The 21,240-nt window shown below is 50.9% G+C and carries 14 protein-coding genes; 13 read left to right on the forward strand and 1 reads right to left on the reverse strand.

Features of this window, described 5'->3' with window-relative positions:
• Window positions 1-78: 78 nt before the first annotated feature.
• The 6 genes from KKH67_04830 to KKH67_04855 all read left to right on the forward strand — a co-directional run bounded on the left by KKH67_04830 (window position 79) and on the right by KKH67_04855 (window position 7,684).
• Window positions 79-1,476 (forward strand): bifunctional UDP-3-O-[3-hydroxymyristoyl] N-acetylglucosamine deacetylase/3-hydroxyacyl-ACP dehydratase, encoded by a 1,398-nt coding sequence (locus KKH67_04830; GenBank protein ID MBU1318505.1) that lies wholly within the window; start codon window positions 79-81, stop codon window positions 1,474-1,476.
• Window positions 1,477-2,259 carry an acyl-ACP--UDP-N-acetylglucosamine O-acyltransferase gene (gene lpxA / locus KKH67_04835; GenBank protein ID MBU1318506.1) on the forward strand — a complete coding sequence of 261 codons (783 nt, stop codon included), beginning with the start codon at window positions 1,477-1,479 and terminating at the stop codon, window positions 2,257-2,259.
• Between the two features lie 368 nt (window positions 2,260-2,627).
• Complete coding sequence (locus KKH67_04840) at window positions 2,628-3,962, forward strand: Fic family protein (protein ID MBU1318507.1); 1,335 nt, start codon at window positions 2,628-2,630, stop codon at window positions 3,960-3,962.
• A 170-nt stretch (window positions 3,963-4,132) separates the two neighbouring features.
• Complete coding sequence (mtaB, locus tag KKH67_04845) at window positions 4,133-5,419, forward strand: tRNA (N(6)-L-threonylcarbamoyladenosine(37)-C(2))-methylthiotransferase MtaB (GenBank protein ID MBU1318508.1); 1,287 nt, start codon at window positions 4,133-4,135, stop codon at window positions 5,417-5,419.
• Complete coding sequence (gene miaB, locus KKH67_04850; GenBank protein MBU1318509.1) at window positions 5,416-6,720, forward strand: tRNA (N6-isopentenyl adenosine(37)-C2)-methylthiotransferase MiaB; 1,305 nt, start codon at window positions 5,416-5,418, stop codon at window positions 6,718-6,720. Before mtaB ends, miaB begins: the two co-directional genes overlap by 4 nt.
• 1 nt (window position 6,721) lies before the next feature.
• A complete protein-coding gene (locus KKH67_04855; GenBank protein MBU1318510.1) occupies window positions 6,722-7,684 on the forward strand; it encodes a heme o synthase in 963 nt (320 codons plus the stop codon).
• A 32-nt stretch (window positions 7,685-7,716) separates the two neighbouring features.
• Here the strand turns inward: KKH67_04855 and KKH67_04860 are convergent, their stop codons facing one another.
• Complete coding sequence (locus KKH67_04860; GenBank protein ID MBU1318511.1) at window positions 7,717-9,171, reverse strand: hypothetical protein; 1,455 nt, start codon at window positions 9,169-9,171, stop codon at window positions 7,717-7,719.
• Window positions 9,172-9,481: 310 nt separating this feature from the next.
• Here KKH67_04860 and KKH67_04865 point away from each other — a divergent pair, with 310 nt between their 5' ends.
• From KKH67_04865 to KKH67_04895, 7 genes are all read left to right on the forward strand, one after another.
• Window positions 9,482-11,860, forward strand: coding sequence for an IPT/TIG domain-containing protein (locus tag KKH67_04865; protein MBU1318512.1), 2,379 nt, complete (start codon window positions 9,482-9,484; stop codon window positions 11,858-11,860).
• Between the two features lie 51 nt (window positions 11,861-11,911).
• Window positions 11,912-14,287, forward strand: coding sequence for an IPT/TIG domain-containing protein (locus tag KKH67_04870; protein MBU1318513.1), 2,376 nt, complete (start codon window positions 11,912-11,914; stop codon window positions 14,285-14,287).
• Window positions 14,288-14,792: 505 nt separating this feature from the next.
• A complete protein-coding gene (locus tag KKH67_04875) occupies window positions 14,793-16,277 on the forward strand; it encodes an OmpA family protein (protein ID MBU1318514.1) in 1,485 nt (494 codons plus the stop codon).
• Window positions 16,278-16,925: 648 nt separating this feature from the next.
• The gene (locus KKH67_04880) at window positions 16,926-18,125 is read left to right on the forward strand and encodes a Re/Si-specific NAD(P)(+) transhydrogenase subunit alpha (GenBank protein ID MBU1318515.1); all 1,200 of its coding nucleotides are present in this window, start codon (window positions 16,926-16,928) and stop codon (window positions 18,123-18,125) included.
• Entirely contained in the window at window positions 18,125-18,418 is a 294-nt protein-coding gene (locus KKH67_04885; protein MBU1318516.1) for an NAD(P) transhydrogenase subunit alpha, read from the forward strand. Before KKH67_04880 ends, KKH67_04885 begins: the two co-directional genes overlap by 1 nt.
• On the forward strand, window positions 18,412-19,971 hold the full coding sequence (locus KKH67_04890) for an NAD(P)(+) transhydrogenase (Re/Si-specific) subunit beta (GenBank protein MBU1318517.1): 1,560 nt from the start codon (window positions 18,412-18,414) through the stop codon (window positions 19,969-19,971). Before KKH67_04885 ends, KKH67_04890 begins: the two co-directional genes overlap by 7 nt.
• A gap of 13 nt (window positions 19,972-19,984) precedes the next feature.
• Window positions 19,985-21,240: aspartate ammonia-lyase (locus KKH67_04895; protein ID MBU1318518.1), on the forward strand; the 1,256-nt coding region annotated here is incomplete at its 3' end.

Raw genomic sequence — 21,240 nt, forward strand, 5'->3', positions numbered from 1 at the left:
CCGTTTGGGGCGCCAGATCGAGGATCAGAAAACGGTTTACAAACCGGTGTGTGTGTGTTATACTCCTGCCGATTTGTCATGAATGAAAAACAACGGACCATAAAGAATCCGGTTTCCCTGGAGGGAATCGGCCTGCACACCGGTTGCAGGTCTAGAATCACCTTCAAACCGGCCCCAATTGACCACGGCATAAAGTTCGTGCGGGCGGATATAGACACCCGTCCGGAGATTCCCGCGCTCGTTGACCACGTCGTCGAATTGAATCGTGGGACTACGCTCGCGATCAACGGTGTCAGGGTCTACACTGTGGAACATGTACTTGCGGCGATTTCCGGTCTCGAGATCGACAATATCATCTGCGAACTGGACAATGTCGAACCGCCGGTGTTTGATGGCTCAATCGAACCGTATGTCGACAAGCTGCAGGCCGCTGGACTGGTCGATCAGGAGGCCGAACGGCGGATTTTCATTATGGATGAGTTGATGGCGCATTCCGAGCCGGATCGCAAAGTCGATATTGTTGTGACACCCTCGGATGATGTCAGAATCACATTCATGATTGACTATGCAAACCCTGCCCTCGGGACGCAGTACACGTCGCTGGTATCGCTCAAGGATGAGTTCGTGGATGAATTCGCGCCTGCGCGCACTTTCTGCTTCCTGTCGGAAGTTGAGGATATGAAGTCGCAGGGAATTATCAAGGGAGGGGGGCTGGACACGGCGATTGTGATTGTAGACAAAGAGCTGACCCCGGATGTGGTTAGACGATTCAAGGATGAGTTCAACATTTCTGAGGATATCACAGTCGGTGAGAGCGGCATTCTTAACGATAAGAAGCTGAGATTCCCCAACGAACCGGTTCGTCATAAAGCTATCGATCTGCTTGGAGATATGACCCTGGTCGGCGTGCCGGTAAGGGCGCATTTCCTGGCGGCTCGTTCCGGTCATGCTGCGAATGTCGCCGTCGCTAAGAAGATCAGGGCACTCTATCAAAAGCGGCTGCTATCAGAAAAGTATGGCAAGAACGGTATAAAGAAGGGCTACCTGCTCGATATCAATGCTGTCATGGAGCTTCTTCCGCACCGATATCCATTTCTACTGATAGACAGGATCATCGACCTGGAGCCGGAAAAGCGTGTGATTGCGATCAAAAATGTTACAATCAATGAGCCATTCTTCCAGGGGCATTTCCCGGGACATCCCATCATGCCGGGGGTGCTGATAGTCGAGGCCATGGCGCAGGCTGGCGGTTTCATGCTGCTTAATGCGGTCGGGAAGCCGGGTGAAAAAGTGGTTCTCTTCATGGGAATGGACGGCGTACGGTTCAGAAAGCCGGTCACTCCGGGGGATCAGCTCCGATTCGAAGTAGATTTCCTGACTTTCAAGCGGAACATGTGCAAAATGTCGGGGAAGGCTTTTGTAGAGGGAAAACTGGTGGCCGAGGCGACCATGATGGCCGCGGTTGTAGACAAATAGATGTCAGAGACAATAATCCATTCCACAGCGATAGTTGATCCGAAGGCCGAATTAGGGGCGGGTGTTTCTATCGGAGCGCATTCAATCATTGAGTCCAACGTCAGCATCGGTGACGGAACTCAGATTGCGTCGAATGCACTGATCGCATGGGGCGCGCATATCGGCAAGAATGTGAGAGTCCATCATGGCGCTGTCATTGGGACTGTTCCGCAGGATCTGAAATTTGGCGGCGAGGAAACCACCGCTGAGATCGGTGACAATACCGTTATCCGCGAGTACGTTACCGTCAATCGCGGTACTCACGACAAATGGAAAACAGTTGTCGGTTCAGATTGCCTATTAATGGCATATTCCCATGTCGCGCATGACTGTCAGGTTGGCGACAAGGTGATTATGGCGAATTCGGTCAATCTCGGAGGACATGTGCAGATTGGCGAGCAGGTTATTGTCGGAGGGATTGTGCCGGTGCACCAGTTCACAAGAATCGGCAAACATGCAATCATCGGTGGCGGATTCAGGGTAGTGCAGGATGTCTGCCCGTACGCTCTCGCTGCCGGCAATCCCCTAAGAATAGTCGGTCTCAATCATGTAGGACTCAGCAGGCGCAACTTCCCGAAAGAAACACTTAAAGTCCTCAAGAATGTCTACAAGATCATATTCTTCTCAAAACTAAATACTTCGCAGGCGCTCAAGCGCATCGAAGACGAAATCGAAATGATCCCCGAAGTCATAGACATCATCGATTTCATCAAATCCTCCAAGCGTGGGATTGTGAAGGCGTAGGTAATTCAGTCGATCAGGCAAGGCAGGGGTAATTCACTCTAACGACACCCGCTAATTTTCTTAATCCTTTGTATATCAGTCAATTAACGTCCTTTCAACACCTTCGACAGGTGCTTCTTTGTCAGCTCAAAGCCCATACCGAACATGTATACAATATGTAAAGTATATGTAAACACTTTACATGTTGTGGATTCTATAGTATATAGTGTATTGATTGTTGACATATACGCACAGCATTGGACATGTATACTATATGCATACTAAATGTAAACACTTTACATATTAGAATCTCGCCCGATCTACCCACAATAAGTGAAAGTAAGATCGCAAGGAGGCAGAGTGCAGGGCAAGAAAAGGAGCCAATCCAAATGGATATATTCGAACTGAAGAAACCAGACATAACCGGAAAAATGGATAAAGCGATCGGCCTGCTCGATCCCAAAGAGAACATCGCGGAGTACATTGAGAACATCAGCACCCCGGAGTACCTATATTGGGACAAAGTCCGCCACAAGCCCCGCCCAAAGGGCATATCGCCTGAGGAATTCTGGGCTTTGATAAAATTCCTAAGACAAATGTCACCTAATAGAGTCAGCACAGCAGTGGCAGATGAAAAGGGGAGTCACTTCTCCTGGCAACAGACACCTGGCCTAGACTATTTCCTGCATGAAATCGACATGCAACTGGGTGGTTTCATCGAATCGAGCATAGTAGATGATCAGACGGCTCGCCAAAGATACATTTCAAGGGGAATTATGGAGGAAGCTATAGCATCGTCTCAACTCGAAGGTGCAAACACTACTCGGAAAGCCGCCAAGCAAATGCTCTTAGAGAAAAAGAAGCCAAGAAACAAATCAGAGCAGATGATCTTAAACAACTACAATGGAATGGTCGCCGTCGAAGAATCATTTCAATATCAACCGCTGAGTATGGAGCGACTATTCGATCTGCATGTGATACTTGCCAAAGACACAATGAACATCAGCGAAATTGGCAGGCTCCGAAAGGACAATGACGAAGTTGTTGTGGTCGACCGCACCACCGACGTGATCTATCACATACCACCATCGGAAGCATTTCTGAGGGACGAATTAAAGAAACTCATTTCCTATGCAAACGATGAGTTGGCCAAAGACAAATTTGTCCACCCTGTCATCAAAGCAATCATCCTTCACTTCTGGGTAGCGTATCTACACCCATTCACGGATGGGAACGGCAGACTGGCCAGGCTGATCTTCTACTGGTATCTCCTCAAGAAACAGTATTGGGCGTTTTCTTACTTGAATCTCTCACGAGTTATCAAGAAATCACCGGCCCAGTACCGGGACGCGTATATCTATACCGAGCAGGATGACAACGACCTCACGTACTTCATTGACTATGTGATCCGGAAAATCCAGCAGGCAAAGCGCGAGTTTGAGCGGTATGTCGAACGTAAAACGGATGAGAACAGAGGAATGGCTGAAACGGCTCGATTGAAATACAAACTGAATGACCGTCAGATTCAGCTCATGCGCCATCTGCACAAGAATCCGGGAAGTGTAACCACAATCAAAGTCCATTCTCACATTTACAAGATTACGAGACTGACTGCGCGCAAAGATCTTGAGGCTCTCCAGGAGATGAGGTTCCTGGTATCTCATAAGAGCGGAAGAGAGCGACCCTTTACCGCAACCGCAAAATCATTGGAGCTCTTCAAATAGGAGCATCCATCAGTCGTAGACCGCGTGGATCGCACCTTGAGCTGATATTACATGAGCCATAATTTGCTGCATTCAGAGGCAGCAGACCGCTTGAATGCGCGACATCCCTTGTAAAATCGAGCAAAACTGTTTATATTAACGCACTTTATCGCGAATGCGGCGTACTATCTATGATGAAAGCTTCGTTACATACTCTCGGGTGCCGACTCAATCAGTCGGAGACCGCCATTATCGCCAAGACTCTCGCCGACCGGGGATTCGAGATTGTCGATTGGGGCGAACCGGCTGATCTGACTGTCATCAACACATGCACAGTCACCGAGCAGGCAGATTCCAAATGTCGACAGGCTGTCCGGCAGGCGATTCGCAAGAATCCTGACGCGTTTGTCGCTGTCGTCGGATGCTATTCACAGATGGCTGCTGATATCATCAGTCATATCGAAGGTGTCGATCTCATCGTAGGCAATGAGCAGAAACTCCGAGTCACGGATTACATAAACGGTCTCAAGAAAAACGAGACGCCCATCGTGATTCATTCGACCAAGATGTCCACTGATGATTTCACAATAGAGTCTGTCGGTATTTATGAGAATCACACTCGCGCGAATCTCAAACTGCAGGATGGCTGCGATTTTGTCTGCTCGTTCTGTATCATCCCGCGCGCACGCGGAAGATCGCGGAGCCGGAAATATTCTGATGTTATTGCTGAGGCTGAGAAGCTCGCATCAATGGGATTCCGGGAGATTGTGCTGACCGGTGTGAACATTGGGACATATCAGAGTGATGACCACAGCTTTCTTGATGTCATCAGAAATCTTGAAGGTATTGATGGCATTGACCGAATACGTATCAGTTCGATCGAGTTGACGACTATCAAAAAAGACCTTGTGGAATACATGGCGACATCGAAAAAGCTCTGCAGCCATCTGCATATACCGCTGCAGAGTGGTGATGATAGTATTCTCGACGCTATGCGGCGCAAGCATGCTGCGAAGGACTTTGCCGACTTTGTCGAATGGAGTGTGAACAGTGTGCCCGGTATCGGAATCGGGACCGACATCATGGTAGGATTCCCGGGCGAGACAGATGACCAGTTCAAGAACACAAAGAAATTCCTCGCCGATTTGCCGATAGAGTATTTCCATGTTTTTGTCTACTCTGATCGTGCCGATACACCAGCATCACGCTTGCCGAATAAGGTCGATCACCAAATCAAGAAGCTGCGCAGCAGGATCCTGATCGAAATGGGCGATAGAAAGAAACATGCTTTCTGCGAGAGGTACATTGGGAAACAGGTAGATGTACTATTCGAGACAGCAGCCGAAAATGTTTGGACCGGACATGCAGACAACTATATGCGAGTGCATGCGACGAGTGATTCGAACCTAAGGAATGAGATTCGGACGGTGGTGCCTGATAGAATCGAAGGGGGCACGTTGATCGGGGAAATCGTATGAAGTCCGTGTACATCGAGACATACGGCTGCCAGATGAACGAGTACGACACTGAGATCGTGAAGTCGATCCTGCAGGAGAATGATTACTCCATTGCGGAAGCTCCGGAGTCGGCGTCGATCATTTTGCTGAACACCTGCTCGGTGCGCGAAAACGCTCACCAAAGAGTTCTCAACCGTATCGAAACGCTCAAACATCTCAAGAAAAAGAACAATGGCTTAGTGCTCGGCGTAATCGGGTGCATGGCGCAGAATCTCAAGAGTGAACTTCTGGAAGAAGGAATCGGAGTCGATATTATTGCCGGACCTGATACATACAGACGGCTCCCCGATCTGATCTCCCGATTCGAAGAGACCGGGCATAAGGACTTCGAGCTGAAGCATTCGCGAGAAGAAACCTACAGCGATGTCTTTCCCGTTCATGACGAGGGCGCAAATGCATGGATAGCGGTTATGCGGGGGTGTGACAATGTCTGTACGTTTTGTGTCGTCCCCGCAACGCGCGGCCGAGAACGGAGCCGCGACCCAAAGAGTGTCGTGGATGAAGCGAGAAGGCTGGCCGACGAGGGGTTCAAGCAGGTGACGCTGCTCGGCCAGAATGTGAACTCCTACAAGTATGATGGATGCGACTTCGCGGACTTGATCGAAATGGTAAGCGAGGTTGACGGCATCAGGCGAATCCGATTCACCTCGCCGCATCCGAAAGACTTCCCTCCCAAGTTGATTCAGGTAGTAAGCGATAATCCGAAAGCATGCAAGCATATTCATCTGCCCCTTCAGGCGGGGAGTGATCGAATTCTCGAAATGATGAATCGCACATATACACGTCAGCATTTTCTCGACCTGGTGGATATTATCAGGAGAATAATCCCTGATGTTGCGCTGACAACGGATATTATCGTTGGTTTCCCCACCGAGACCGAAGAGGAGTTTCTGGAGACACTTGAAGTCGTCGAGGAAGTCGGTTTCGATTCTGCGTTTATGTTCAAGTATTCGGAGCGGAAGGATACTGTCGCGGAGCGCAAATTCCCGGATGATGTTTCTGAAGAGGACAAGACATCGAGAATCACGCGACTTGTAGACATACAGAGGCGAATATCGTTTGCGAAGAACGCTGTCGAGCTTGGCAAGACATTGGAGGTTCTTGTTGAGGGACGCGCCAAGAAGCCGAATCAGCTTCTTGGACGGAACGATAGCAACAAAATCGTTGTTTTCCCCGACAACGGCGCTAAACCGGGCGATTTTGTCAATGTCAGGGTCTATGAGGCTACGCCGAACACGCTAATCGGAGAGGTTGTCCAATAGCATGGCACTTCAATTCCAGCAGCCAGCAATCGGATCGGATGAGTCTGCCAATTATCGCGTGGCGCGCCCAGTGACAGACTATGTGCAGCTCACCAAGCCGCGCGTGATGTTGTTAGTTGTATTCACCGGTGCAACATCGTTGTTCATCGAGGGAAGTCTTCTGGCTGATCCGGTCAGATTCGCACTTGTGCTGCTCGGGCTCTATTTGACCGGTGGTGCTGCGAACGCGTTCAATCAATATTTCGAGAGAGACATCGACGGTCGCATGGCCAGAACAAAGCACCGTCGTCCGTTGCCGTCTGGTCGGCTCAGACCGCTTGATGCACTCATGTTTGCCTTTCTGATAGGCATAGCGGGAGTGCTGGTTCTTGGATTTGTTTTCAACTGGCTGTCGGCGCTTATTTCGCTCGGTACGATCCTGTTTTACAGCCTATTCTATACGCTGCTGCTGAAACCGAACACACCGTACAACATCGTGATCGGCGGTGCAGCGGGATCGATGGCGCCGGTGATCGCGTGGGCTGCCGCGGCGGGATCGCTTTCCATGACACCGTGGATGCTCTTCCTGATCGTTTTCCTCTGGACTCCGCCACATTTCTGGGCGCTTGCGGTCAGCTTCAAGGATGATTACGAAACGGTTGACCTTCCGATGTTGCCGGTAGTCAAGGGAGTCGACCGAACAATGCTGCAGATTGTCTGGTACAGTCTTGCTCTTGTAGCTGCGAGTATTCTTCCGGCACTCACCGAACTCGGGTTGCTATATATTGCTGCGGCAATTGTTCTGGGCGCTCTGTTCATCCGCAAGGCGATTGCTGCAAAGGCGGTCCAATCACGAGATGTAGTGTGGGGACTTTTTGGTTATTCGATCATCTATCTCTTCGGACTATTCTCGGCGATGATGGTTGATCTATTTCTTTCGCCCAAACTATCGTCGCTGATAGCCACAATTCTCAGCTTCAATTAATAGCAACTCTCCGCGATAAGCCGAATCGCCGATCAACATCCTCCCGGTGGCGGCCCATCCCCAAAGAGATACTTGATCAGATATACTACATCATCTATGTCCACCACATCATCGCAATCGGCGTCAACGAATTCGGCGGGTGATGGCAAAGCTCCGTTCGCAAATATGTAATTCAGCATGTCTACGACAAAGAATATGCTGACATCAGTTCCCGGAATTGAGATTGAAACGTCGAACGAAGAGTTCTCATAATCAGCTGTGTATGCAAATTGCAGCACGCCCGACGCACCGAAAGTAAGTATGGGACCGTTTCCAATTGTCGTCTCTGCATCCACAGGCGGGATGACTACCCTCGTTTCGTTCGACACTGAATCGTAGTTGTAGGCAATCTCGAAATCGGGCACAAGAACTGTCGGAACTATGCTGTCGCTGAAAATGAGATACGCGCCGGCAAGGGGAACATCGGAAAACAGTACGCTCACGCTATCAGGATCGTGCTGCACGAACATGACAGGATACTTGGCGACTTGATCACTTTTCGGATATGGTAACGCATCGCCGATGATAATCCGCCACAAGTAGACAAAATCGCGGTAACTGAGCACAATTCCATCGTTGTTGATATCAGATGTGGCTATTTGAGCGTCGACATTTATAGTGAATGCCGAAAGTCCGAAAAGTAAGTAGTTCTCATATATAACGAAGTCTGCAATTTCGTTGGGGATACCGTTCAGGTTGAGGTCACCTTTGCGGTCAATAGAATCGCTGCAAATGATATCGATGCCGCCGCCATAGAAGTCCGCAAGGCGCGTGACATCACTGCCGACCGGATATTCACTCAGGCATGAATCAGGTGTACCGGCGTATGAAGGGAGGGTGTCGACCATCGGTAGCCCCATATAGCCGTTAGCCCAGTCCCACACAAAAACGTAATCAGAGACGATATACTCCGATACGTCCTTCAATGTCAGATAGTTATCCTGGCATTCCTGCCAGTAGAATTGTAACGGGAAAGACGTACAGTCATTCTCCGGATTAACGATCACTGCGAAGCTTAGATTGGCCAGCCTTCCGGAGAAGCCCTCCAAATAGCAATTGGGCTCACCCGGAATGCCTGCCGCATCTGCAGTTGCCGTTAGCAAGATCAGGTTGCTCCCCGGTTCGCTGAACGTGAACGACTCCCACGCGCAATCTTCAAGCAGATCACTGGGTGAAGCACCGTTGAATATCAGAGCATCTTCTGGGTATTGGATCAGAAGGCTGATATGATCAAGCTCTCTCACTGAGTCGGGATTGTTAAGATTCACATGGACGATGATCGTGTCACCCAGCAAGATTCCATAAGCAAGATCGATGGATACTTCGATTGGATCAATCGCCTGAGCTGGCGATACCCCAGGTTTGCAGAACAGAATCATCAGAATGACGATACTCAGCTTGACGATTCCCGGCAGATGGAAAGACTCTCTGGGATCGGCTGAGAACATAACTACCTCCCGCGTTAAGCGATATTCTAGAGTGGCCAATGGCCGAATAGTCACTACTGATTATAAGGCGATGTGAAAGAATGGACACAAGCCGCTATAACAATTATAGCTCTTTTCTGATATCTGTCAAGGGGGATAGTGCATTGTCAATTTGGGTTTCTTGTGCCAGCCATACCCTTGTCTGACCTGCAACTCACAATCTCTATTGCATTACTGACGAATCCTGCTATCTTTAATGGTGAATAGGCCCCCACCGCAAAACCGAACGAAACATATCGAGATGCGTCATTTCTGATATGAGGCATTTGTGATGAGATTCCGGATCAAGCAAGCAGTCCTTATAGGCGTGGTCACCCTTGTGGTTATCTGGGGATGTTCGGAGAAAGTATCTGAGCCCCCGGAGGACACAAGCAATAGAGAGGTGACCCTTCAACGAATTCTCGATTTCCAGACCGAAATGGGAAGCTTGCTGCACTCTCTGCTTGACCAGATGGATACGGTTCTGGCTAAACAGTTGGTGCTCACCGCAATTCTAAAGGAGCCGTCACTTGTCGCGAAGGCTGTTATCAATAGCCAGGGGATCGCCATCGAGTATACATCGGGTCACATTGGCGGAATCATGATAGACGCCGAAGACATGGCGAATGCGCATGAACAGTCGGGAGCTCGGAAAGAATCAATCTCTACAATATCATTGGAAACCCGCGACATGCCCCTCTCTCGAAAATCCGCATTCCTATGCCCGATATATTCCGATCGAAAAGATTTTGCCGATGCGGTCATTTCGGCAGCCAACGAAAATCTCTGGAAAGCTGGATTCGATGAATTCGAGCTGTATCTCGACGACAACTGCGGACTCGATCGCTTCGCCGATATTGAAGGTTATGGCGTTGTGCACATCTATTCACACAGCTTCGCCTGGCCCGCAAAAGACAGGATTGAAAATATCTTCCTGATGACTGGTGACACAGCGAGTTTGGAACTGGATCAGATATATGCAGATGAACTATCCTCGGCGAAGATATGTCTCATCTACATACCGGGAAAGGGAAACACAATCTTTGTCTCTCCCCGGTTTATTTCGAGTCACAACGACTTCAGCAATGACCTTTCGATAATCTATCTCGGTTTCGGTTACGGTTTCCTCGGCAAGTGGCCGCTGGAGATGAGATACAATGCCAAGGCAGGTGCAATCATCAGTTATGACTGGAGAGTGTTTGCAGAAAGGAACAGAGACTGGGCATGCGGATTTTATGAGGTAATGACGGACACAAGCCGGTTCAAGGACATGTCCATCAAGGACTGGTATGAATCTATTGAGACTCGCTATTTAGATTCACTCGAAACGCTGCCCCCTCTCCCCCGCTGGACAGCAATCAGATACCACGGCATTTCAGATTTGTCCTTCTGGAAAGCCCTGCGGCTGATATCGGTCTCCCCGCTACTGGGCAAAATCGGAGCCGAAGTCGAGCTTCGCGGCATAGGCTTCGGTAATATCCAGGGAGAGAGTTCCGCATCATTTGCCGGGGTCGATGCGCAGGCTATTTCATGGTCGGATACACTCATCAAGACAACAGTACCTGTTGGGGGAAGAACGGGCGGAGTGACTGTCGGTGTGGGCGGCACAGAGACCAATCCCGTCACTTTCGTTGTCAACGAGATCACTGATATAGTGCCGGGCAGTGGTGCATATGGCGACACTGTGAAGATATCCGGGTATGGTTTCGGGACTCATCAGAATGGCAATAGCGTATTGCTGGGGCAGGATATAGTTGACATTGTCGACTGGACCGATTCGGATGTTTTTTTCAGGATACCGGACGGTTCTGTGACGGGGCAGGTCTTTGCGCGGCTGTATGACCAGATCACAAGGAAGATTTTACTGGAAGTATATGGAATTACAGCGGTTTCTCCGGCGCATGCAACATTTGGAAGTTATTTCACGATTCAGGGAAGCGAACTCGATCATCATTATTATGAACATGGAATAACCTTCAATGGCGTGCCAGTGGTGCAGATATACAATTGGGGTGATAACGAAATCCGTGGACTTATACCGGTAGGGTCGTCATCGGGAGGTGTAGTCGTCACTATAGATGGAGAGAGCACGAAAGGGTATCCGATTGCTATCACCGGCATCAACGACATCCAGCCGAGATGGGGCGGTGAACAGTGCATGAGGACGATTCATGGTACAGGGTTCGGTGAAATGGCGGAGACGATTCTGTTCGGTGATCTAATGGCAACAGATATTCTATCATGGAATGACAGTCTTATCGAGCTGAGATCACCACTCACCGCTAAGTCTGGATCTGTAAGAGTTGGGCTTCCCGAAATAGTCTCCAACGGAATAGCTGTGAGTATCATGAATATCGATAAGCTGGTTCCCGCGTGGGGATTTCCGGGCGATACCATATCAATCTATGGCGAGAGTTTCCGCGAATACAAGATTACCGATAGCGTTATGTTCGGCGAGGATCCCGGAGCAATAATATATTGGTCCGACACTATGGTGAATGCGATCGCACCACCACAAGTCACCACAGGAGATGTTCGATTGCATGTACTTGGACAGGTCAGCAACGGTGTCTTGTTTACTGTTGCCAGACCGCCGGCTATGGGCTATCTCCGAGACGAATCGCTCGATAAAGTCTGCATTTTGCCTGCGAAATTAGTCTGGACATATTGAGGAGTCTTCGTGAATTGTACATACAAGCATGCGTTCGTAAAGGGGTAGAATATGAAGCGTATAGCCTTCCTCACCGCACTGATCGCAATTGTAATCTGGGCATGTTCCGACAAGGGATCAGAGCCTAATGTACCACCGCCAGCCGACATCCCTCCCGGCGCGCCGGTGATCGACAGCCTCAGCACTGACCGCGGCTATGTCAATGACACTCTCGAAGTCTACGGAAAGAGCTTCGGAGAGACTCAGGACTCATCGAGATCGGTCGCATTTCGCGGCGCGGATGGTGATGTCATCTCCTGGACAGACACGGAGATCAGTGTTCGCATACCCGAGGGCGCGAAGACCGGTGATGTATCGGTCAAAGTCGATACGTTGACAAGCAATAGTGTCGCATTCATAGTCTACGGCATCAATCATATTGAGCTGAACTCGGGTGGAATAGGAACTGAGGTCCGGATTTACGGAATCCGCTTCGGCTATCATCAGTATGGCAAGGGGGTGACATTCAACGGCGTACAGGCGGATGAGTCGTACTGGTCCGATACGCTCATAATAACCACCGTACCTTCGCAAGCAAGGACCGGTCAAGTGAAGATAGAGATGTTGAATCGTGATTACGATGGTGGCCTGTTCCGCGTCATCGGTGAGCTGCGGATAGAGGAGCTGCGACCATCGACCGGCACGTTCGGCACGCAGCTCGAGATCATCGGGGATTTCTTCGGCGAAACGCAGGGGTCCAGCAGAGTCAGTCTTAACGGGGTGAATCCGGACATACTGTCATGGTCGGATGGACGAATCGTGACCACATACCCGTTAGGCTGCACCTCCGGAGAACTGACCGTCACGGTAGATGGTGAAGTCAGCAATGCGATGCCATACTCTGTGTTCGGCATAACGTCAATTAGCCCGAACTGGGGTGCTCCGGGTGACACGATAACGGTCTCCGGAACCGGCTTCGGCGACATGCAGGGCTCAAACTCCGTGGAGATTGACGGAGTCGAGGTTCCTGTCATTGAATGGACGCCCGAGCAGATCGTATGCGAACTTTCGACGGAGTCCATGAGGGGGACGCTGGCGGTCTCTATTGGCGGTATGTTGAGCAATGGCGTTCAAATCTATGTTTTCTACGTCGATCGCATGGAACCGGTCGAGGGTCCTGTTGAGACGGAAGTCAGCATTTACGGGCGCGGTTTTGGCGATAGTCAAGGGTATCATAATTACGTCTCGTTTGCCGGAACCAGAGCGAATACGCTGCAATGGTCAGACTCTCAGATAGTTGTTCAAGTTCCTTACTGGAGCACAACCGGCGATGTGCTGGTCAAGCTGTTTGGTCACCCAATCAGCGCCGGTACTTTCACTGTCGATTGTCTATTTGCGGTCACTGGAGTGGAGCCGGACTGGGGTCCTCCGGGAACGATGGTCACCATCACGGGCAGTGGTTTCGGGATAAACCAGGGAAGTAGTAGAGTCCGATTCGGTAATACGCCCGCCTCGGTGATCTCGTGGGATGATACGGAGATAGTGGTCAGTGTACCGAATATTGATAAATCCGGGGTAGTCAGCGTATCCGCAGCGAATTGCACAAGCAGTGGGATCCTATTCAATGTCTATCGTGCTCTCGATCTTGTCCCCGATGTCGGCCTTCCCGGCGACACATTGGCAATTCTCGGCAGTGGATTCGGGGAATCAGAAGCGGGAAGCGAAGTCCTCTTCGGTGAACTGACGCCTGAGATTGCCGAGTGGACTGATTCGCTCATAAGGATCATTGTGCCGGCGGAGGCGTCTGACTGCAATGTGACTGTGTTAGTCAACGGCATCTCATCACCCAGTTTCGACTTCTGGCTCTCTACAACATCAGATGTGACCGGATTCATAAAGGCATGCAACGTCATGGATGTATCGTTTTCGTTTTACGGCCGAATCTACTCAACATGGAGATATGCGCTAATCCACCTGCCTGTCAACGAACCGGGTACGATAACATGGGAAGAAGAACGAGTCATTGCACATGAGACTGGTCCAGGCAATGGGACTGAGGGATATTCTTACATTGACTTTGATGGATCATTAAGCTTCTCGGAAAATCGCATCGACAGCCTGTTCTGCAAGTACTTCTATCATGAGCTATGGTATGGACCGATAATGGGAGGTTACGAGAGAGACTATTCATTCATGCTGCGCGATATCCCACTCAGTCTCAACTCCATTGCGGATTCTCAGCTGGTCAGGTTTTCGCTAGAGGGGTCTGCGGCTGAGGAGCACGTGGAAAATGTCCGAATGTATTATCGCGGTTTCATCGACAACAGCCATGACGAATTTGGAGACGGCTACTTCGGGTGGGGTGATTGGTACTCGATCCTGAGGGACATCGACTGGGATAACGAGACATATCCACCGAGAATTTCAGTGACTTTTCGGAAGGAATAAGGGGATGGGGATATGAGACGCGCATTCGTAACAATCGCTTTGATCGCTGTTGCGGTCTGGGCGTGCTCCGATAAAGGCTCGGAGCCGATAGACAAACCGCCGACCGCCAATCCTCCCGGATGCTACGTGTGACTCGCAGCGCTAGGCAGATGTGATGTCAACGCAATACACCGAGCAGCTTATCGACACTGACTGGCAAAACGAGCAATATCCGCCCGAAATCAAGATAACTCTGGAGTATCGACCATAGGCCTGCAGATCGCACGACAGGCGGAAGTTGCTTCTCGTAACTCCCATAAGGTCAAGAGATTCAACTTTTTTGTTGATTTTTGTGGAGCTTCATGTTAAGTTCCAGTCCAAATTTTGCGACATGTGCGCAGATGCAAGTGCATTTGTGCCGGAAATAGAAAATAAGAATAAGGAACATTTCGGGGAGAAGAGAGCGTCTGCCATTAGTTGACGGCTGCTTCTGTCTCCCGCCGCACACTGAAACAGGAGGTTAGTTTTGCAGAAAAGGTTTACCACAGCATTAGTTCTTCTGCTGGTCCTGCTGCTGGCGGTTCCCGCATTCGCCGCAGTGACGACCGGCAAGGTCGGACTCGCACCCCGTGCGGGGTTTTTCCTGACCGGAGGAGAGTGGAAAATTGGTCCTATGTTTGGTGCCGATATCAAATTCGGACTACACCAGCACTGGGCTGTCGGAGTTAGCGGCATGTATGGCCCGACCAAAGGCGGGATGTTTGACATGACCGGGGACCTGCCGACAATAGTTGCGGCAGACGAAGATGACAATAAGCTCAGAATCAGGCACCATATCGTCGAGCTCGCAGGCTTCTACAACATCAATCCGGTGAAAGAAGCAGTCTTCTATCTGACTGCGGGAATCGGTGTTGATACGTGGCGTGTTCGCGACAACAATGGCGACAAGGTCTATGTCTCCGATCTGAATGGCGAGAGCTTTGAATTCCGCGATCAGCAGTTGACACTCATGTTCGGTGCCGGGATTGAATACTTCCCTATCGAGGAGTTCTCGTTTGGCGGTACTCTCCGTTATCATGTGCTGACCGGTGCGTTCTCTCAATTCAAGGATGACCGCGACGTCGGCGGATCTGACGGCCTCGACAACCCATCGGGTGTATTGGAGCTGGGAGTAATGCTCACGGCATATCTCGGATCATGCAAGGATGGCGACAGGGACGGCGTCTGTGACGATGACGACTTATGCCCCGAAACGCCATATGGCTGTATCGTAGACTCGACCGGTTGCGAGATCGATTCCGATGGCGATGGAGTCTGCGACGGCATTGATACATGTGCCGCCACTCCGCCCGGCTGCACTGTCGATGCCTACGGCTGCCAGAAGGATGGCGACGGTGACGGTGTCTGCGACGGCGTAGACAAGTGTCCGAATACTCCGAAGGAAGCAAAGGTTGATGCAGATGGCTGCCCGGTGGATACAGACAGAGATGGTATCCCGGATTATCTGGACACCTGCCCCGGTACTCTGTCGGGATGTGTTGTTGATCAGAACGGCTGCCCGGTTGACTCGGATCGCGACGGTGTCTGCGATGGTATCGATGAGTGCCCCGGAGATCCGAATAACGTTCTGGAAGTCGATTCGAGAGGCTGTCCAACTGCTTTCCACATCGAGCCGGAACTGATTCTGGTCGGTGTTGTATTCCCGGTGAACGCTGCGAATCTGGATGACCAGGCGAAAGCCTATCTCGACGGCGTTGTGAAGTCGCTTCAGGCGCTGCCCCATGTTAAGGTTGAAGTCCAGGGACATACTGATATCAGCGGCAGTCGTGACAAGAACATGACTCTGTCGACAAAGCGCGCTCAGTCGGTTGCTGACTACTTCATATCGAAAGGTATCGACAAAACTCGCTTAGTCGTAAAGGGTTATGGTCCTGACAAACCGAAATTCGACAATGGCGCCGCAGATGGTCGCAAGAAGAACAGACGCGTAGAATTGAAACGTCTAAATTAGAAGAGATGCATCTTGATAATAGAGGCGCCGGTATTCCGGCGCCTTTTCTATTTGCAGGAGCCCCCACCCCAAGGCGTATAGTAGCCGTGATCTCTGATCGCGGCCTGTCTGCCCCATCAGGCTGGAAGGAAAGGGTTCCTTCCAGCGCGTTTAAGGAGAGTGTTCCTTCCGCCGCGTTTCTTCCTGTGATGATTGACACTCCGTCATCGCGGGGAGCGAGACTTCGAATGACCTGGCGATCTCAATTCGGGCATTCGATGGCTATGCTGCGAGATTGCCACGCTCCCGCTGGTCGCTCGCAATGACGCGATTTGGCGGCACATGACCAGCCACGCGATCAAATTCCCACACTTACTGGAAAGATGGGCTAGTAAAGTAGATTTTTGACTTGACTTTTTCGGAACCAATCGAATTAAACGTAGGTTACGTTTATCTGAGTTTAGATTATTCCAGCAAGTCGGGGAATTGATGACAGAAACTGCAGCTCTAAACATCGCTAAATCGGACATAATGGGTCTACACAGGACCTTTGTTTCTGGACAGGGTCGGACTGTCAGCGACCATCGACGCGACAATCTTCATAGGGGCTGAATGCGAATACAGCAGAATTTAGTATGATATCGTGCGAACGGGAGGCAATCAGATTTCATGACAAATGATGCAAAACCACTTTCTGTCGGAGTACCGAAGGAGACATTCCCTGACGAGCGCCGTGTGGCAGTCGTCCCCGATATTGTCCCGCAGTTCGTCAAATCCGGTATGAAAGTGATACTCGAATCGGGGGCAGGTATAGAATCCGGCATCACAGATGCCGCATTCAGAGACAGGGGAGCTGTGATCGAATCCGATCGATCGGAGGTGTTCGAACATAGCGATATCATCCTCCAGGTGCGTGGATATGGAGCAAATCCTGATAGAGGCAGGTCTGATCTCGAATTTATGCGCAAGGGACAATCGATTATCGGACTGTTTGAACCACTGACATCAATCCACCAAATCAAGGATATCGCTGATCTCGGAGTCAACCTTTTCGCAGTCGAAATGATGCCTCGCATCACTCGCGCTCAGAGCATGGACACACTCTCATCGATGGCCACAATCGCGGGTTACAAAGCCGTGCTTATGGCTGCGAATGCGCTGCCTAAGATGTTCCCGATGCTGATGACAGCGGCAGGTACGATCGCGCCGGCTCGCGTGTTCATTGTCGGTGCCGGAGTCGCCGGTTTAATGGCAATTGCTTCCGCGAAGAGACTCGGCGCCGTTGTCAGCGCGTACGACGTCCGCCCGGCGGTAAAAGAGCAGGTGCAGAGCCTGGGTGCAGAATTCCTCGAAATCGAGCTTGCGGCTGCAGATTCGGAAGACAAGGGAGGCTACGCTAAAGAAATGGATGAAGAGTTCTATCGCAAGCAACGTGAAATGATGACGAAGGTGGTTGCCGCAAGCGATGTAGTGATCACGACGGCTGCTGTTCCCGGAAAGAAAGCACCGGTACTCATCACGTCGGATATGGTTAAGGGCATGTCACCCGGATCGGTGATTGTCGATCTCGCTGCCGAACGCGGAGGCAACTGCGAGCTGACCAAACAGGGTGAGCAGGTTGTGGTGGATGGAGTGCTGATCCTGGGACCTGCCAATGTGCCATCAACAGTGCCGTTTCACGCCAGTCAGATGTACTCCAAGAATCTTCTGACGTTTCTGAAACATCTCGTTAAGGATGGCCAATTACAGTTTGATATGGAAGATGAAATCACTCGGGGAACACTCATGACCCGTGGCGGTGATGTAGTTCATCCCGGCATACGCGAAATGCTCGGTCTCGAGCCGATCACGCAAGGGAGGGAAGGCTGATGGATACGTTTGTTATGATTCTAACCGTTTTCATCTTGGCGATATTCATCGGCTTTGAGGTGATCACCAAGGTTCCTCCGACACTGCACACACCGTTGATGTCGGGATCGAATGCAATATCGGGCATTACGATCATCGGTGCGTTGGTGCTCGCTGGACAGATCGGCATCAGCCCGCTCGCCAAAGGTCTTGCTTTTGTCGCCGTGATTTTCGCTGCCATCAACGTTGTCGGCGGTTTTCTCGTGACTGACCGCATGCTGAAGATGTTCAAGAAGAAGGATTTATCATGCTGAATCAGAATATTGTGAATTTAGTGTATCTTCTTGCTGCGGTTTTGATGATAGTCGGCCTCAAAGGTCTCGCACATCCGCGGAGCGCGGTCAGGGGAAATCGTATGGCCGCCGTTGGAATGCTGGCTGCAATAGCAGCTACACTCCTGAGCGGCAAGCTGGAGTGGCACTATATTGTGCTCGGAATTATCATCGGAAGCATTATCGGTGCGATTGCCGCAATTAAGGTCAAAATGACTGCTATGCCGGAGATGGTCGGTCTTTTCAACGGTTTCGGTGGCGGAGCTTCGGTCTTAGTAGCCGGTTCAGCACTGGTTGCCGCGATGCACTATGCTGCGGGGCAAGATGCCTCAACTCAAATGAAAGTCGCAACTGCGGCATCGGGTATAATCGGATCAGTGACCTTCTTCGGAAGCTACGTTGCATTCGGAAAGCTGGCGGAATTCCTCGCAGTCAAATGGAAGCTTCATGCCTGGCAGAAACTCGTCAAATACGGTTTCTCATTGGTAGTTATTGGCGGCACTGTCTGGTTTGGTGTGATTTCGATTGATATAGCCGGTCTGCCGCTGTCGGCAGGAGTAATGCTGTCGGGAATCCTTATAGGCGGATTGCTGCTCAATAAGAAAGACCGTTTCCCGGGAATGAATGCACTCAAGTGGCTGGTAGCTGTAGCCTCCCTGGTATTCGGGATTCTCGCCGTACTGAATCCTGAGAATCTTATGTTTTTCTGGGTCATGGTCGGAGTAGCCGGAGTCCTCGGTGTGTTGCTGACAATCTCTATCGGTGGCGCTGACATGCCGGTTGTGATTGCACTGCTGAATTCATATTCCGGATTAGCTGCAGCGGCTACCGGTTTTGTGATCGACAACAATGTGCTGATTATCGCTGGATCTCTCGTAGGGGCGTCGGGAATAATTCTGACCAACATTATGTGCAAGGCTATGAATCGCTCGCTGGCGAATGTTCTCTTCGGGGTGATGGGTCCGACGAGTGAAACGCCGGATGCAGACGACGTCTATGGTGGCAAGATCAAGGCAACGTCCGCTGAGGAAATCGCGATGCTCTTCGATGGAGCTCGCAGGGTAGCAATCGTACCGGGATATGGTATGGCTGTCGCGCAGGCTCAGCACACCGTGCGCGATCTCGCTGATTTGCTTGAGAAGAAAGGCATTCAGGTCGATTACGCGATACATCCGGTGGCAGGGCGCATGCCGGGGCATATGAATGTGCTTCTGGCGGAAGCTGATGTCGATTATGACAAACTAAAAGAGATGGATGAAATAAATCCGACGATGGCTCAAGTTGATGTTGCGATCGTAATCGGCGCAAACGACGTCGTCAATCCGGTGGCGCGCACCGATCCGAAATCCCCGATCGCGGGAATGCCGATAATCGATGTCGACAAGGCGCGGACGGTTGTGGTTATCAAGAGAAGCCTAAGCCCCGGATTCGCAGGAATTCCGAACCCGTTGTTTGCAAACGACAACACGCTAATGTTCTTCAATGACGGCAAGAAAGCTATACTCGAAATCATTGCAGCAGTCAAAGAATCGTAGGTGAGTACATAACATGTCAGAGCACAGAACAGAAAAGGATTCGCTGGGAGAGGTCAAGGTCCCGAAGGACGCATACTGGGGAGCGCAGACGCAACGAGCGATCGGCAATTTCCCGGTAAGCGGACACAAACCGCATCCCGGATTCGTTTGGGCAGGCGCAGCGATCAAACGCGCCGCCGCAATGGTGCATAAAGACTTGGGACTTCTTCCAAAAGAAAACGCCGACGCTATCATTCAGGCTGCAACGGAGATAATGAATGGCGAGATGACGAACCAGTTCGTGGTCGATGTCTATCAGGCGGGCGCAGGGACAAGCCACCACATGAATCTCAATGAAGTGATAGCCAACCGCGCACTCGAAATTTTCGGCAAGCAGCGCACGGACTACTCGGTCATTAATCCTAATGATCATGTCAACATGGCACAGTCGACCAACGATGTCATCCCGACATCGATCCGGATATTCATCCTCAAAGACAGTGTCGCGCTGCTTGATATACTCGACAGAGTCGAGAGGGGATTTCGTGACAAGGCGAAAGAATTCGACAAGATACTGAAATCCGGCAGGACGCATCTTCAGGATGCTGTGCCGGTACGACTTGGGCAGGAGTTCGGTGGCTATGCGGAGACGATCAAGCGTGGCCGCGAGAAAATCTCCGCCGCGCGCGACGCGCTCTGCGAAATCGGACTTGGCGGGAGCGCTGCGGGTACCGGACTGAATGTGCATCCGGAATATAGAACACGTGTTGCGAAAGCCCTTGCGGAAATCACGGGCTTTCCGATCAAACCGACAAACGATTACTTCTGGGCGATGCAATCGATGGCGCAGGTTGCCGACTATTCCGCGTCGCTCCGGAATTTTGCGATTGAATTGTCTCGAATAATGAACGATCTGCGGCTGCTGTCATCGGGGCCGACAACGGGCATCGCAGAAATTATCCTTCCACCGGTTCAGCCGGGATCGTCCATTATGCCGGGCAAAGTCAACCCAGTGATGGCTGAAATGATGAACATGATCTGTTTCAGTGTGATTGGGTTTCATGAATCGGTAGCATGGGCGGCGGGCGCCGGTCAGCTCGAACTCAATGTCATGATGCCGCTGATGGCGTATGCCGTCGGCGAGCAGATGAAGATTCTCACAGGCGGACTCGATGCATTTTTGACAAGATGCCTTACGGGTATCAAACCGAACGAGGCTGCTTGTCGTGTGTTTCTAGGGAAGAGCCTCGGTCTCGTGACAGCGCTCAATCCGATTATCGGATATATGAA

It is taken from the genome of Candidatus Zixiibacteriota bacterium (assembly GCA_018820315.1).
Lineage (GTDB): Bacteria > Zixibacteria > MSB-5A5 > JAABVY01 > JAHJOQ01 > JAHJOQ01.